A 15,051-nucleotide genomic window follows, 5' to 3' on the forward strand; every position below is an offset into this window, starting at 1 on the left:
GTTTGGGTATGTCCAATTCAGTCGCAGGTTCAAATCCTGCATCGCCGACTACTTTTAAAATTTATGCTTCATTCCCTCTATTCGAAGCCAGTTAATTCTTTTCAATACCTCTAAGCAAGCTTAATTCTCCTTTGTTAATTTATTGCGTTCGTTTTTTACGCACTTAAACGCTGAATGCTGCTATATACGCCAAATAATTGCCCCCTAGACTCGACTATCATAAATATTAGGTTATAATGCCGCGTCTATTGTTTAACATAGTGCCCATAGAGGCAAAGCAGCAATGGTATCTCATGGTTACAATGCGCCGTTTTAAGTTGAATTTTTCAGCATTAAAACTTGCTATCACTCATGGAGATCACCTTGTTTGTAAGGAAGGCGAACAGTCGCCAAAATTGAAGATTGAGGTAAATCATGCAAGTTTCTGTTGAGACGACTCAAGGCCTTGAGCGCCGTCTGACCATCACCGTTCCTGCAGAGAACGTTGAGACTGAAGTTAAAAAACGCTTACAACAACTGTCTAAAACCCAGCGTATCGATGGTTTCCGCCCTGGTAAAGTTCCAGCGTCTATCATCAACAAGCGTTATGGTGCTGCAGTACGTCAAGAAGTTGCTGGCGAATTAATGCAACGCAACTACATTGAAGCAATCGTTTCAGAAAAAATTAACCCAGCAGGTGCACCTACTTTCGCTCCTAAAGCGTTAGAAGCTGGTAAAGATTTAGAATTCGATGCAACTTTCGAAGTTTACCCTGAAGTTGAAATCCAAGGTTTAGATAAAATCGCTGTTGAAAAACCAGCTGTATCTGTAACTGACGAAGATCTAGCTAACATGCTAGAAACTTTACGTAAGCAACACGCTACTTGGGCTGAAGTTGACGCAGCTGCAGGCGAGAAAGACCGTGTAACTATCGACTTCGTTGGTTCTATCGACGGTGAAGAGTTCGAAGGCGGTAAAGCTGAAGACTTCCCTCTAGAACTTGGCCAAGGTCGTATGATCCCAGGTTTCGAAGACAACATCGTTGGTAAAAAAGCAGGCGAAGAAGTTGTTGCTGAAGTAACATTCCCTGAAGAATACCACGCTGAAAACCTTAAAGGTAAAGCTGCTTCTTTCGCAATCACTGTGAAAAAAGTTGAAGCGCAAGAGCTTCCAGAGCTTAACGATGAGTTCGCAGCTAAATTCGGTGTAGCTGAAGGCGGTGTTGATGCTCTTAAAGAAGAAGTTAAAAAGAACATGACACGTGAGCTTGACCAAGCGGTTAAAGCTAACGTTAAAGACCAAGCAATCAAAGGTCTTTTAGCTAACAACGAAATCGAAGTGCCTAAAGCGCTAGTTGATCAAGAAATTGATGCACTACGTCAGCAAGCTGCACAACGTTTCGGTGGCAACGCTCAAAACATGCCTGAGCTTCCAGCTGAATTATTCCACGAGCAAGCTGTTACTCGCGTTAAAACTGGCCTATTACTAGGTGAAGTAATTAAAGCGAACGAGCTTAAAGTTGACGACGCTAAAGTTGAAGAGTTAATCGCAACTGTAGCTTCTGCATACGAAGATCCAACTGAAGTAGTAGAGTACTACAAAGCAAATGATCAACTTATGCAGCAAATGCGCAACGTTGCTATGGAAGAGCAAGCAGTTGAAGCTATCCTAGCTAAAGCAAACGTGACTGACGTTGAAAAAGCATTCGACGACATCATGAATCCACAGCAAGGTGCTTAATAAGTCATTGACTTAAGCTCTCGCTAACGATTAAATGGCTCGTGTTACCCTGTATTTATACAGTGTACTCGGGCCATTTTAGTTTGTGCTAAGTAGTTTCTCAAAAAACAACAAAACTGATGTTAATTCAGAACTTTTTTCGACGAGGATTGAATTTGTTCTGATAAGTTCCTATATACTTATAAAGATTGAACAGACAGCTTAATTAACATTAGTATAAATGTGCTTTCCTTATAGTAAGGATGAGTCGCAGCGGATAAGGAATTAAATAAGAATGAATAGCGGTATGATAGACCCTCTAAACGCATTAGTCCCTATGGTTGTTGAACAAACAGCGAAAGGTGAGCGCTCATATGATATTTACTCACGTCTTTTAAAAGAGCGCATTATTTTCTTAACAGGCCAAGTTGAAGATAACATGGCTAATTTGATTCTTGCACAAATGCTTTTCTTAGAATCAGAGAACCCAGAGAAAGATATTTACCTTTATATCAATTCGCCTGGTGGTTCAGTGACTGCTGGTATGGCAATTTACGATACCATGAATTTTATCAAACCTGACGTAAGCACAATTTGTGTTGGCCAAGCGGCAAGCATGGGTGCGTTTTTATTATCAGGTGGTGCTAAAGGTAAGCGTTTCTGTTTACCGAATTCACGTGTGATGATCCACCAACCATTAGGTGGTTTCCAAGGTCAGGCGTCTGACTTTGAAATTCACGCCCGTGAAATCTTATCAATTAAAGATAAGCTAAACCGTTTAATGGCTGAACATACTGGTCAGCCGCTAGAAGTTGTATCTCGTGATACCGATCGCGACAACTTTATGAGCGCAAGCGAAGCTGTTGAATATGGCCTAGTTGACTCAGTATTTTCAAGCCGCGATTCGAAGTAATCTGAATAGCTAATAATATCGTATTGTTAGCTATCACCCTTTACTATGCGAAAACTAATAATCTTTGATATAGTTAAACATAGTGAATTAGCAGTAGCCTCGCGCTGCTGCCAACGTAATAAATGAGGTAGCTGAATGTCTGACACTCCTACAGACGGCGACAAAAGTAATAAATTGTTATACTGCTCTTTTTGCGGCAAAAGCCAGCACGAAGTTCGCAAATTAATTGCTGGCCCTTCAGTATATATTTGTGATGAATGTGTTGAGCTGTGTAACGATATTATCAGGGAAGAAATCAAAGACATTGCGCCGAAGCATAATGCGTCTGATAAACTGCCTGTGCCGAAAGAAATTCGTAATCACTTAGATGATTACGTGATTGGCCAAGACCACGCGAAAAAAGTGCTGTCGGTTGCGGTATACAATCACTATAAACGTTTACGTAATCAAACAATCAATGCGGATATAGAGCTTGGTAAGAGTAATATCCTATTAATTGGCCCTACAGGTAGTGGTAAAACATTACTTGCTGAAACCATGGCTCGTTTACTTGATGTGCCATTCACGATGGCTGATGCAACGACACTAACTGAAGCGGGTTATGTAGGTGAAGACGTTGAGAACATTATTCAAAAGCTACTGCAAAAATGTGATTACGACGTTGAAAAAGCGCAACGTGGTATTGTCTACATTGATGAAATCGACAAGATTTCTCGCAAGTCTGATAATCCATCGATTACCCGTGACGTATCAGGTGAAGGTGTACAACAAGCCTTACTTAAACTAATAGAAGGGACGGTTGCGTCTGTGCCACCACAAGGCGGTCGTAAACATCCACAGCAAGAGTTCTTGCAAGTAGATACATCGAAAATTCTATTTATCTGTGGCGGTGCATTTGCTGGCCTTGATAAAGTGATTGAACAACGCAGTCATAAAAATACCGGCATTGGTTTTGGCGCTGAAGTTAAGCAATCATCAGGTAGTCGCAGCCTTAGCGAAACATTTAAAGATGTTGAGCCAGAAGATCTAGTTAAATATGGTTTAATCCCAGAGTTTATTGGTCGTCTTCCGGTTGTTGCAACACTAACAGAACTAGATGAAGCAGCGCTTATTCAAATCTTAAGTGAACCAAAAAATGCATTAACTAAACAGTTCTCTGCATTATTTGCGATGGAAGATGTTGAGCTTGAGTTCCGCGAAGATGCATTGAGTGCGATTGCTCACAAGGCAATGGAGCGTAAAACAGGTGCCCGTGGCTTACGTTCAATCGTTGAAGGTGTACTACTTGATACTATGTATGAATTACCTTCGATGGATGATGTGAGCAAAGTGGTTATCGATGAAACCGTTATTAAAGGCGAATCAGATCCAATTTTGATTTACCAAAGCGGTAACCAAGACAAAGCTGCATCAGAATAAAACTGTAATAGTTTAAAAGTTAAGCAGTTGAACACGAAAAAGGAGCCAAAGGCTCCTTTTTTTATAAATATGTTGAACTTTCCCTTACATATCCCCATATACTTGAGTAATCTTTAAAATAAATGAAGTGCGAAGAGAATATAATGACGCTTGAGAGAACTGATCGAGTCGAAATCCCCGTGTTGGCACTGCGCGATGTAGTGGTGTATCCACACATGGTGATCCCGCTATTTGTTGGTCGTGAAAAATCAATAAAATGCCTAGAAGCGGCGATGGACAAGGACAAACAAATTTTCCTAGTGGCGCAAAAAGACGCCTCTGTTGATGATCCACAGCAAGATGATATCTACCGTGTTGGCACCATTGCCACAGTACTTCAGTTATTAAAGCTGCCTGATGGCACTGTAAAAGTGCTAGTTGAAGGCACGCAACGTGCAAGCGTTGAAAAGTTTTTAGATAACGATGATTTCTTTGTTGCAGAAGCACAGTTTATTGAATCAGGCCATATCGACGAACAAGAACAAGATATCTTCATTCGTAGTGCTGTGAGCCAGTTTGAAGGTTATGTAAAGCTTAATAAGAAGATCCCACCTGAAGTACTTACTTCAGTATCAGGTATTGATGAAGCTGCACGCCTTGCCGATACTATGGCAGCGCACATGCCACTGAAGGTTCCTGAGAAGCAAAAAGTACTTGAGATTGCCGATGTCACTGAGCGCCTTGAATACTTAATGGCACTTATGGAAGGTGAGATCGATTTACTGCAAGTTGAGAAAAAAATCCGTACACGCGTTAAAAAGCAGATGGAAAAATCGCAGCGTGAGTACTACCTCAACGAGCAAATGAAAGCGATTCAAAAAGAGCTGGGCGAACTTGATGATGTACCTGATGAATTCGAAGCGATTAAAAAGCGTATCGAAGAGTCTGGCATGCCTAAAGAAGCGCAAGAAAAAGCCAATGCTGAGCTTGCCAAGTTAAAAATGATGTCGCCTATGTCGGCGGAAGCAACTGTAGTGCGCTCGTACATTGATACGCTTATCAATGTGCCTTGGAAAAAACGCTCTAAAGTGAAAAAAGACTTAGCTGGCGCACAAAAGATTTTAGATAGCGACCATTACGGCCTAGATAAAGTTAAAGAACGCATTATTGAGTACCTAGCGGTGCAACAGCGCACTAATAAGCTAAAAGGTCCAATTTTATGTTTAGTGGGCCCTCCTGGTGTGGGTAAAACCTCATTAGGTCAGTCAATTGCGCGTTCTACCGGTCGTAAATATGTGCGTATGGCATTAGGTGGTGTACGTGATGAAGCAGAAATTCGTGGTCACCGTCGTACTTACATTGGTTCAATGCCAGGTAAGTTAATCCAGAATATGACTAAAGTTGGTGTGAAGAACCCATTATTCTTATTGGATGAAATCGATAAGATGTCATCAGATATGCGTGGCGACCCAGCATCAGCATTACTTGAAGTACTTGATCCTGAGCAAAATAGCCATTTTGCTGATCACTACTTAGAAGTTGATTACGACTTATCAGACGTGATGTTCGTGGCAACGTCAAATAGCTTTAATATCCCAGGTCCATTATTAGACCGTATGGAAGTTATTCGCCTTTCGGGTTACACCGAAGACGAGAAGCTAAACATTGCTAAGCAACACTTAATTCCTAAACAAGTTAAGCGTAATGGCTTAAAAGATGACGAAGTTGAGATTGCTGACAGCGCAATTATTGGCATTATCCGCTACTACACTCGTGAAGCGGGTGTTCGTAATTTAGAGCGTGAAGTGTCAAAACTATGCCGTAAAGCGGTTAAGAACATCTTACTAGATAAAGACACTAAGAAAGTTGTTATCGACGATAGCAATCTTGAAGAGTTCTTAGGTGTGCAGCGCTTTGACTATGGCAAAGCTGAAGACGGCGACCGCATTGGTCAAGTAACTGGCCTTGCATGGACTGAAGTAGGTGGTGATTTACTGACGATTGAATCAGCAGCCGTACCAGGTAAAGGCAAGCTAACTTACACCGGTTCACTTGGCGATGTGATGCAAGAGTCAATTCAGGCTGCAATGACAGTCGTTCGTAATCGTGCTGAAAAATTACGCATTAATAGCGACTTCTACGAAAAACGTGACATTCATGTGCACGTGCCTGAAGGTGCGACACCAAAAGATGGCCCAAGTGCTGGTATTGCGATGGTAACTGGTTTGGTATCAAGCTTAACGGGTAACCCGGTACGCTCAGATGTTGCGATGACGGGTGAAATCACGTTACGTGGTGAAGTATTACCAATTGGTGGCTTAAAAGAAAAGCTTCTAGCCGCACATCGTGGTGGAATTAAGACCGTTATTATTCCAAAAATTAACGAACGTGACCTAAAAGAGATCCCAGACAACGTATTAGAGGGCCTTGAAATTCACCCAGTTACATGGATTGATGACGTTTTAAAACTGGCTTTGAAGCATCCAGTTGAGAGTTTTTCTGTCGAAACTGAAAAAAACCAGTAAAAAACCGCAAAAAAGTGCAATTAGGGGCTTTTCAAATACAAAGGGTATGATAAGTTAAGCACTAGTTTTCAAGCCTAGGCCTTATGTGGCCTAGGGTTGAGAAAAATATAATAAACTGAGCATAAACTTAATTTGCTCATAAATTTTCAAAACAGTGATGTTATTTTTTATAAAAACAATCGCTCTTGATAATAACAATGAAAGAGGATGATATTGTGAATAAATCTCAATTAATCGATCAAATCGCAGCTGACGCTGACATTTCTAAAGCGGCTGCAGGTCGTGCACTAGATTCATTCATCGAGGCTGTTTCAGGCGCTCTTAAAGATGGCGATTCAGTAGCGCTAGTAGGCTTTGGTACTTTCTCAGTACGTGAGCGTGCAGCACGTTCAGGTCGTAACCCGCAAACTGGTGAGACTATCCAGATTGCTGCAGCAAACATTCCTTCTTTCAAAGCAGGTAAAGCGCTGAAAGACGCAGTAAACTAATCAATAAAGATTAGTTGGTGAGGGATACCTAAGCACACTTAAATGAATTTAGGTAACTTATCACCAGTTACTTCAAGTGAAAAAGCGTATCTGGTAAGATACGCTTTTTTTACATGAGCAGGGTTGATACCAATCCGCAATAATTTTTAATTCGCTAATTGGTATAATTTGTACCTGATCAGAATAGAGATAGATAAATGCTTGAGAAAATCAGAGAAGGTTCGCAGGGACCTGCAGCCAAAATTATTTTAGGCGCGGTGATTTTATCTTTTGCTTTAGCTGGGATCGGTGGTTATTTAGGACAAACCACAGAGCAACCCGTTGCAGAAGTAAATGGAGTTAAAATTAGCCAAACCGAGTTCAGCCGTGCATACCAAAACGAACGTAACCGTTTAGAACAACAATTTGGTGAATACTTCGCACAAATCGCTGCTGATCCAAATTACATGGCACAAATCCGCCAAGGCGTAATTGACCGTTTAGTACAACAAGAATTGCAAACTCAACTAGCGGCAGAATTAGGTCTTCGTGTAAGTGATGAAAGTGTTCGTAAAGCTATTTTAGAAATGCCTTACTTCCAAGTTGGCGGCCAGTTTAGCAACGACCGTTACTTACAAGTTATTCGTCAAATGAATTTCCAACCAGACGCTTTCCGTGAGTATTTACGTGAAGACATGACACGCAGCCAGTTGGTTGGTGCAGTTGCTGGTACTGATTTCATCCTAGAAAACGAATTAAACAACAACGTAGCGCTACAACAGCAAACGCGTAGTATTGATTACCTTGTTGTGACAAAAGAATCATTACAAGCGGGTGTAGCGGTGAGTGAGCAAGAAATTGCTGATTACTATGAATTAAATCAACCGCAATTCTTGGCTCCTGAGCAAGTATCAGTTAGTTACATTGATTTAAATGCAGCAAACCTAACGCTAGATTCAAGTGTTTCAGAAGACGACATTAAAGCGTATTACGAGCAAAACAGTGCCCAGTACGTTGAACCAGAAAAGCGTCGTGTATCGCACATCTTAATTGATAACAGCGAAGATGATGATGCAGCAAAAGCGAAAGCAGAAGAGTTACTAGCACAATTACAAAATGGTGCTGATTTTGCCGAGTTAGCTGAATCGTCTTCAGATGATGTTGTGAGCGCTGAAATGGGCGGTGACTTAGATTGGATTGAACGTGACATGATGGACCCTGCGTTTGAAGATGCAACTTATGCTCTTGAAAATAAAGGCGACATTTCAGACGTTGTAGAATCAGAATTTGGTTACCACATCATCAAACTTACTGACATTCAAACACAACAAGTTAAGCCATATGCTGACGTAAAAGATGAGCTTCGTGCTGAACTTGAACGTACTAAGAAAGTAAATGCGTTTTATGAAAAGCAAACTCAAATGGGTGAGCTGGCGTTTGAAATTTCAGATACTTTAACGGATGCCGCTGAAGCTGCTGGTGTTGAAGTACAAAAAACTGAACTAGTGACACGTAACTCGTTACCTGAACCACTAAACAATCCACAAGTGATTGCTGCTATTTTCTCTCCTGAAGTGTTAGAAGATCGCATGAATTCAGAAGTGATTGAAGTGGGTGATGAGCATGCCGTTGTTGTTCGTGTAAACGATCACAAAGCGGCGACAACGAAAGTGCTTGCAGATGTTTCTGAGCAAATCAAAGCGACGTTAGTTGCACAAAAAGCATCTGAACTTGCTAAAGAAAAAGCACGCACACTGTATGCTGACATCGAAGCAGGTAAGAGCTTAAATGATGTTGCACAAGCTGAAGGCTTAACAGTGCGTCAAGAAGCTGCACTTGCTCGCCAAGCTTACACAGTTTCACCTGCGATTGTTCAACAAGCTTTCAAAATGGCTCACCCTCAAGGTGCACCAGTGGTTGATGTTGTTGACTTAAACAATGGTGATGCGGCTATCGTTGCACTAAAAGCAGTTAATCCAGCGGCTAACGCTGAAATTAACGAGCAACAAAAGCAAAACATCACTATGGCTCAAGTGAATAAAAACTACATGGTATTCATCGCTGCACTTAAAGCACAAGCAGATGTAAAAGTACCAAAAGTTGTGCAAGCTGCTGAATAAGTAGCAAAATGACTTAAATAAAAGGCGCCTTATGGCGCCTTTTTTGTTACCGTTGAAGCTAATCGCACTCGCAACTACAAGGAGTATTTATGGAGTATCGCCTAATAGAGCAGTTACCAAGTGCAGAAGAATACTGTGCAATGCGCCTTAAGGCTGGCTTATCCGCTCGTTCATTAGCAGCAGCGAAGGCGGGATTGCCAAACTCTCTCTATGCTATTTGTATTCGCAAAAACAATGAGTTGATTGGCATGGGTCGTGTTATTGGTGATGGTGGTTGTAATTTTGAAGTGGTTGATATTGCTGTATCACCTGAATATCAAGGGCAAGGGTTAGGGCGTGTGATTATGGAACATGTTGACCGCTACATCGAATCTGCCGCTTATGAAGGTAGTTACGTCACTATGGTCGCCGACAAACCCGGCTTTTACGAAAAGCTTGGCTACAAGTTTGTCGCACCACAAAGCCAAGGGATGTATAAAAAGTTTTGATAAGAGTAAAGTTGCAAGGGGAAAGAGTAAAGTTTCGAGGGGAAAGAGTAAAGTTTCGAGGGGAAAGAGTAAAGTTAATTGGGGTATCTGCTTACTCGCGTAGGAGGCGTTTTAACGCCGAATTAAACTGACAGCTAACGGCTGATAGCTGGCAGCTCACTATCAGCAGTTCAACAATTTCTGCGTCACCACCGACTGTGGATCTTGGAAAATCGCTTCAGTTTGGCCGTATTCAACAATTTCACCGTGATCAAGTACCACAAGTTGGTCGCTAATATGACGCACTAAACTTAGGTGATGCGTAATAAGCACATAGCTAAGGCCGGTATCTTTTTGTAGACGCAGTAATAAGTTTACCGTTTGTGCGCGCACAGATGGGTCTAGAGACGATAACGCTTCATCGAGCACCACAACCTTAGGATCTAAGATTAAAGCTCTTGCAAGCGCTATACGTTGCAATTGGCCGCTACTAAACATGTGTGGGTAATAGTGTTGGTGGTCTAATAGCAAACCCACTTTTGCGAGAGTTTGTTTTATTTTTTCTTCACGGGCTTCTTTGTTTAAATCAGTGTTGTACTGTAAACAGTCATTCAGCATGTCGCCTATCGTCAAACCCGGGTTTAACGACGCTTCAGAGTCTTGGAAGATCATCCGAATGTGGCGACAGTCGTTATCACGTAAGCCATCATTTTCGATGATATTGCCATCGAGTAGAATTTGCCCTTTATCGGCGTTATCGGCTCCAGCCAGTAATTTTGCCAAGGTACTTTTACCTGAGCCAGTTTCGCCAATAATGGCTATCGTCTCGCCTTGTCCTAAGCAAAACGAAATATCTTTTAGAACAGAGAATCGTTTACGCGAAAACAAGCCTGCACGTAGGTTAAAACTCTTTGATAACGCTTGAACTTTTAACAGCGGTTGCATTATTTCATCGCCTTAATTAATGGGAAATGGCAGGCATAACTGTGGCTGTGATGCTTGGTCAATTTCGGTGTTACCACACATTCTTTTTGTGCTTGTGGGCAACGCGGCCCCAAACGGCAACCTATCGGTAGATGCTGTAAGGTTGGAATGGTGCCCTTTAGCGCATAAAAAGGCTCTTTATGAGCAAGCCCTTGCTCATAATCAGGTAAACTTTTTAACAGTGCTTGAGTATACGGGTGGTGCGGCTGGCTAAAGATACGATTTGTTGGACCTGCTTCAACCATTTGTCCGCAGTACAATACATGCATACCGTGTGACCACTCGACAATTTCTTCAAGCTCGTGAGAAATCATCAAAATCGACATGTTTTTTAGCTGGTTCAAGCTCTTTAATAGCCTAAAGACTTGCGCACGAGTGGTGCTTTCAAGGGCTGTCGTTGGTTCATCGGCAATCAGTAGTTTGGGTGTACGCGCAATTGCCATGGCAATCATCACCTTTTGACAAATACCTTCTGAGAGCTCATGAGGATAACTGTCGAGCACCTTTTTATGATCTTTAATACCCACTTTATGGATTAACGCTTTAACACGATCTTTTCGTTGTCTATTACGTTTTAAGAAAAAACCACTGGTTTCTTGTGCGGGTAAGGTCTCGGCAATTTGGTCAAATATCTTGGCTGTTGGGTCGAGGCAGCGGCTAGGATCTTGGTAGATCATGGCAATGTCTTGACCAACCAATTTACGGCGCTGTTCGTTAGATAAGCGCATTAAATCAACACCACGCCAATGCATGCGGTCTGCGGTAATATGCCAGCGCTTGTTCAAAACCCCAACAATAGCTTTTGCAATCAAGCTTTTACCTGAGCCTGACTCACCAACCAATGCATGTACTTCACCTTCTTTTAAGGTCATGCTCACTCTATCTACCGCACGAATAACGGTATCTGAGGTACGTAACTCTATCGTGAGGTTGCGAATATCGAGTAATTGCATAATTAGTCGGCCTTACGTTCTTTAAGCACTTGGCGTAAACCGTCACCTACTAAATTGGTAGACAGTACTGCTAAAAATAATAATACGCCCGGTAAGCCAACAGTCCAAGGGGCAAGGTAAATTAAACCCAGATTCTCAGCCAAAATGGCACCCCATTCTGTGGTGGGCGGTTGTGCACCGAGTTTTAAAAAGCCAAGCGCTGAGATATCCAAAATAGCCGTAGAAAGCGCCATGGTAAAAATAACCACAATATGCTCGTAAATATTCGGAAAGATACCACGGGCGAGAATATGCCAATTTGACGCACCATCCAGTTTAAATGCCGTGATGTAATCCTTGTTTAGCTCTTCAACAATCAAGTTACGTACAGAGTGAATAAACTGAGGCAGCAAGGCTAGAATAATTGCCCATACTGTATTCATCAGGCCTGGACCAAGGATCGCGATAATAATGATGGCAAGCAACAGTGAAGGTATCGATAAGGTAATATCGAGCAAGTGATTTAAAAAACTTGAACGAATACCACGGCTGATCCCAGCAAAAGTACCCACTAATACGCCAATCACTGTGGTGATCAAAGCCGCGACAACCGATAAACCAAACGTGTAGGTCGCGCCATTCATTAAGCGTGAGAGCACATCACGGCCTAAATCGTCGGTGCCTAATAGAAAGCGTACATCTCCAGCATCATGCCAAGATGGCGGTAACAGCAGTGCATCACTGTGTTGCTGGTTAACGCCATAAGGGGCAAGAAGGGGAGCAGATACAGCCAGTAACACTAAAGCGATAAATAACCATAAACCCACAAGGGCAGGGTGATTGGTTTTAAATTTCTTCCAAAATCGCGCCAGTGGCGATTTATTCGACTCTTCAGAGAATAAATTAAACTTTGCCATGAGCTTGGTTCCGCGATAATGGGTCGAATAAGGTATAAGTGAGCTCAGCAATAATCGTAGCTAAAATAACGAACATAGAAACAGCGAGTAAGCCACCTTGAATGGCAGGGTAGTCACGCTGATAAATACTATCGATTAGCCAACGACCAATGCCTGGCCATGAGAAAATAACTTCGGTGATCATCGCAAGGGTGATCAAGGTACTAAACTGTAAACCTATTTGCTTGATAACCGGTAGCAGCGCATTACGCAGTGCGTGGTGAATAATCAGCTGAGCACGGTTTAAGCCTTTTGCTCGCGCTGTTTTAATATAGCTTTGGTCTAACACTTTCAACATTGAATCACGGGTAAAACGCACTAATACTGTGGTTGGATACATAGCCAGTACTATGGTTGGCAAAGTTAAATGATGCAATGCATCTAAAAATGCCATGCCGTGGTAAGGAAAGTCATCAACAATAATATCAATGAGAATAAAGCCAGTCACTGGTTCAATTTCATAAAGTAAACCCATGCGGCCAGACATCGGAAACCAGCCTAACTGCAGTGAAAACACCATGATCAACAACAGTGCTAACCAAAATACGGGCATTGAGTAACCAATCAGCGTGCCTGAGTTTATAAATTTGTCTGGCCAACGTTTGTAATAGGCAGACGCCAAAATACCCGCAGGTACGCCAACAGCAACAGAGACAAACAATGCATAAACACTTAACTCTAGTGTTGCAGGAAATAAGTCTTTGATATGTTGAAATACACTTTCGCCTGATGCAAAAGAGACACCCCAATCACCGTGTAAAATACGGTCTAAAAAGGCAAAGTATTGCACCACATAGTTGTCAGTAAAATGGAACTTATCTTCAAGCGCACTGGTTTGTGAGAAGGTGCTGTTCGTAATACCACTTAAGTTAGTGAGCGCATCACCCGGAAACAAAAAGCTTAATGAAAAGGTAAAGATACTCAGCGTCAGCATCATAAACATTAACAAGGCGAAGCGGCGAAGAATATAATCAAGTATCATTATTCTTTCCTCGCATTAGCAAGCGAGATACCGCCAAATGGACTCAAGCTGATGCCTTTTACATCACTACTTGCGGCTTGAAAGCGCATGCCATGAGCAATCGGTAAAATAGGCAGCTCTTGAACAATAATGCGTTGGGCTTGATTGTAATATTGTTTACGTTTTTCTATGTCGGTGGTGTCAAGCGCTTGAGTCAGTAATAAGTCAAACTCAGGATCACACCAATTAGCCGGGTTTTTACCGCTGAAGGTAGCGGTGCAGCTTAATAACGGACTCATAAAGTTATCTGGGTCGGGCGTATCCGCAGCCCAGCCAAGTAATACGCTATCGTGTCTATGCTCACCAACGCGTTGTAAAAAGGGTTCCACTCGTATTCTACGATATTGACGTTAACGCCAATCTTACGTAAATCACTTTGCATTAGCTCAGCCATTTTACGGGCATTGGGATTATAAATTCGGCTTACCGGCATGGCCCAAATATTCATATCAAAGCCATCTTTGTAGCCCGCTTCGGCAAGTAAAGTTTTGGCAAGTGCAGGGTTAAATTCTGGCATCGCTTTTTGCGCTTCAAATGCCCACGAAGCAGGAGGCAGTAAAGACTGCGCTTTAATCCCATTACCGTAATACACCGCTTGCATAATTTTATCGATATCAATGGCGCTCGCGAGTGCTTGGCGTACACGCACATCATCAAAAGGTGGGCGCTCAGTGTTAAAAGCCCAGTAACCAATATTTAAGTTTTGCTCTTTTTGAACTTTAATGTCTTCGCGTTGCGATAAAATACTCAGCTGCGCGCTGCTTGGATGCGCAGTCACATCACATTCTTTAGTGAGCATTTTTGCAACGCGTGTGGTGCCGTTTGGCGTAATGTCATACACCAGTTGCTCAAGCACAACCGGATGTTTCCAGTAGTCTGGATTGCGGTAATAGCGAATTAAACGGTCGCGGCGGTATTCTTTATATACATATGGGCCCGTACCAACCGGGTATTGGTCAAATAAGTTTTCTTGATTTCGAGCTTTAAGCTGCATGGCGTATTCTTCGGATAACACCACGGCAAAGTCGGTTGCTAGGTTTGCTAAAAAGCTGCTTTCAGCATTATAAAGTTCAAACCGTACTTGGTAATCAGAAACACGCACAATACGGCGAATAAGCTGATCAATACCCACACTTTGAAAATAGGGGTAACTGGCATCGCCAACGAAGTGATAGGGGTTGTAGACGTCGAATAAGCGGCTAAAGGTGAAAATGACATCATCTGCGTTAAAGTCACGGGTTGGGGTAAAATATTTTGTGGTATGAAATTTAACCCCTTTACGTAGGGTAAAGGTGATTGCTTTACCATCTGGGCTAATTTTCCAATCGGTTGCTAATTCTGCCTGAAATTCGGCAGACACTGGATCAATACTCAGTAGTCGGTCATAAAGCTGATTGGCGATAATATCGATAGTTGACCCCGTCGTTGTCACTTGCGGATTAAACGACACAGGGTTTGCTTCAGCGCAATAGACCAAGCCCTGGTTTTTTTGTTCTGTGGTTTTTTCTTCGTTATCTAGGCAGCCTACTAAGCACACCAAAGACAAAGCAAGTAACGGTTTAAACACCTG

General features: G+C 42.2%; 11 protein-coding genes and 1 pseudogene. 7 read left to right on the top strand and 5 right to left on the bottom strand.

Translation table 11 applies throughout. The features are described 5' to 3' along the window. Window positions 1-414 precede the first annotated feature (414 nt). From tig to C2M25_RS15580, 7 genes are all read left to right on the top strand, one after another. On the top strand, window positions 415-1,719 hold the full coding sequence (gene tig, locus C2M25_RS15550; RefSeq protein ID WP_063706813.1) for a trigger factor: 1,305 nt from the start codon (window positions 415-417) through the stop codon (window positions 1,717-1,719). Window positions 1,720-1,993: 274 nt separating this feature from the next. Further along, window positions 1,994-2,611 (top strand): ATP-dependent Clp endopeptidase proteolytic subunit ClpP, encoded by a 618-nt coding sequence (clpP, locus tag C2M25_RS15555; RefSeq protein WP_063706814.1) that lies wholly within the window; start codon window positions 1,994-1,996, stop codon window positions 2,609-2,611. Between the two features lie 135 nt (window positions 2,612-2,746). After that, window positions 2,747-4,030: an ATP-dependent protease ATP-binding subunit ClpX gene (gene clpX / locus C2M25_RS15560; RefSeq protein WP_054553147.1), complete on the top strand. Its 1,284-nt coding sequence runs from the start codon at window positions 2,747-2,749 to the stop codon at window positions 4,028-4,030. Between the two features lie 143 nt (window positions 4,031-4,173). Continuing rightward, window positions 4,174-6,534, top strand: a complete 2,361-nt coding sequence (gene lon / locus C2M25_RS15565; RefSeq protein ID WP_063706815.1) for an endopeptidase La — start codon at window positions 4,174-4,176, stop codon at window positions 6,532-6,534. A gap of 197 nt (window positions 6,535-6,731) precedes the next feature. Beyond that, complete coding sequence (locus C2M25_RS15570; RefSeq protein ID WP_175580427.1) at window positions 6,732-7,022, top strand: HU family DNA-binding protein; 291 nt, start codon at window positions 6,732-6,734, stop codon at window positions 7,020-7,022. Window positions 7,023-7,219: 197 nt separating this feature from the next. Continuing rightward, entirely contained in the window at window positions 7,220-9,121 is a 1,902-nt protein-coding gene (gene ppiD, locus C2M25_RS15575; protein ID WP_105181504.1) for a peptidylprolyl isomerase, read from the top strand. Between the two features lie 89 nt (window positions 9,122-9,210). Then, window positions 9,211-9,609: a GNAT family N-acetyltransferase gene (locus C2M25_RS15580; RefSeq protein ID WP_063706817.1), complete on the top strand. Its 399-nt coding sequence runs from the start codon at window positions 9,211-9,213 to the stop codon at window positions 9,607-9,609. A gap of 162 nt (window positions 9,610-9,771) precedes the next feature. On the opposite strand, the gene C2M25_RS15585 is transcribed toward C2M25_RS15580, so the two are convergent. From C2M25_RS15585 to C2M25_RS15605, 5 genes and pseudogenes are all read right to left on the bottom strand, one after another. After that, complete coding sequence (locus C2M25_RS15585; protein ID WP_063706818.1) at window positions 9,772-10,533, bottom strand: ATP-binding cassette domain-containing protein; 762 nt, start codon at window positions 10,531-10,533, stop codon at window positions 9,772-9,774. Further along, window positions 10,533-11,525, bottom strand: coding sequence for a peptide ABC transporter ATP-binding protein (locus tag C2M25_RS15590; protein WP_063706819.1), 993 nt, complete (start codon window positions 11,523-11,525; stop codon window positions 10,533-10,535). Before C2M25_RS15590 ends, C2M25_RS15585 begins: the two co-directional genes overlap by 1 nt. A gap of 2 nt (window positions 11,526-11,527) precedes the next feature. Further along, window positions 11,528-12,421 (bottom strand): ABC transporter permease subunit, encoded by an 894-nt coding sequence (locus C2M25_RS15595; RefSeq protein ID WP_054562068.1) that lies wholly within the window; start codon window positions 12,419-12,421, stop codon window positions 11,528-11,530. After that, the gene (locus tag C2M25_RS15600) at window positions 12,408-13,442 is read right to left on the bottom strand and encodes an ABC transporter permease (protein WP_063706820.1); all 1,035 of its coding nucleotides are present in this window, start codon (window positions 13,440-13,442) and stop codon (window positions 12,408-12,410) included. Before C2M25_RS15600 ends, C2M25_RS15595 begins: the two co-directional genes overlap by 14 nt. Next, a pseudogene (locus tag C2M25_RS15605) lies at window positions 13,442-15,048 on the bottom strand (ABC transporter substrate-binding protein). Before C2M25_RS15605 ends, C2M25_RS15600 begins: the two are co-directional and overlap by 1 nt. Window positions 15,049-15,051: the final 3 nt, after the last annotated feature.

Source organism: Pseudoalteromonas sp. T1lg21, assembly GCF_002964625.1.
Taxonomy (GTDB): domain Bacteria; phylum Pseudomonadota; class Gammaproteobacteria; order Enterobacterales; family Alteromonadaceae; genus Pseudoalteromonas; species Pseudoalteromonas gelatinilytica.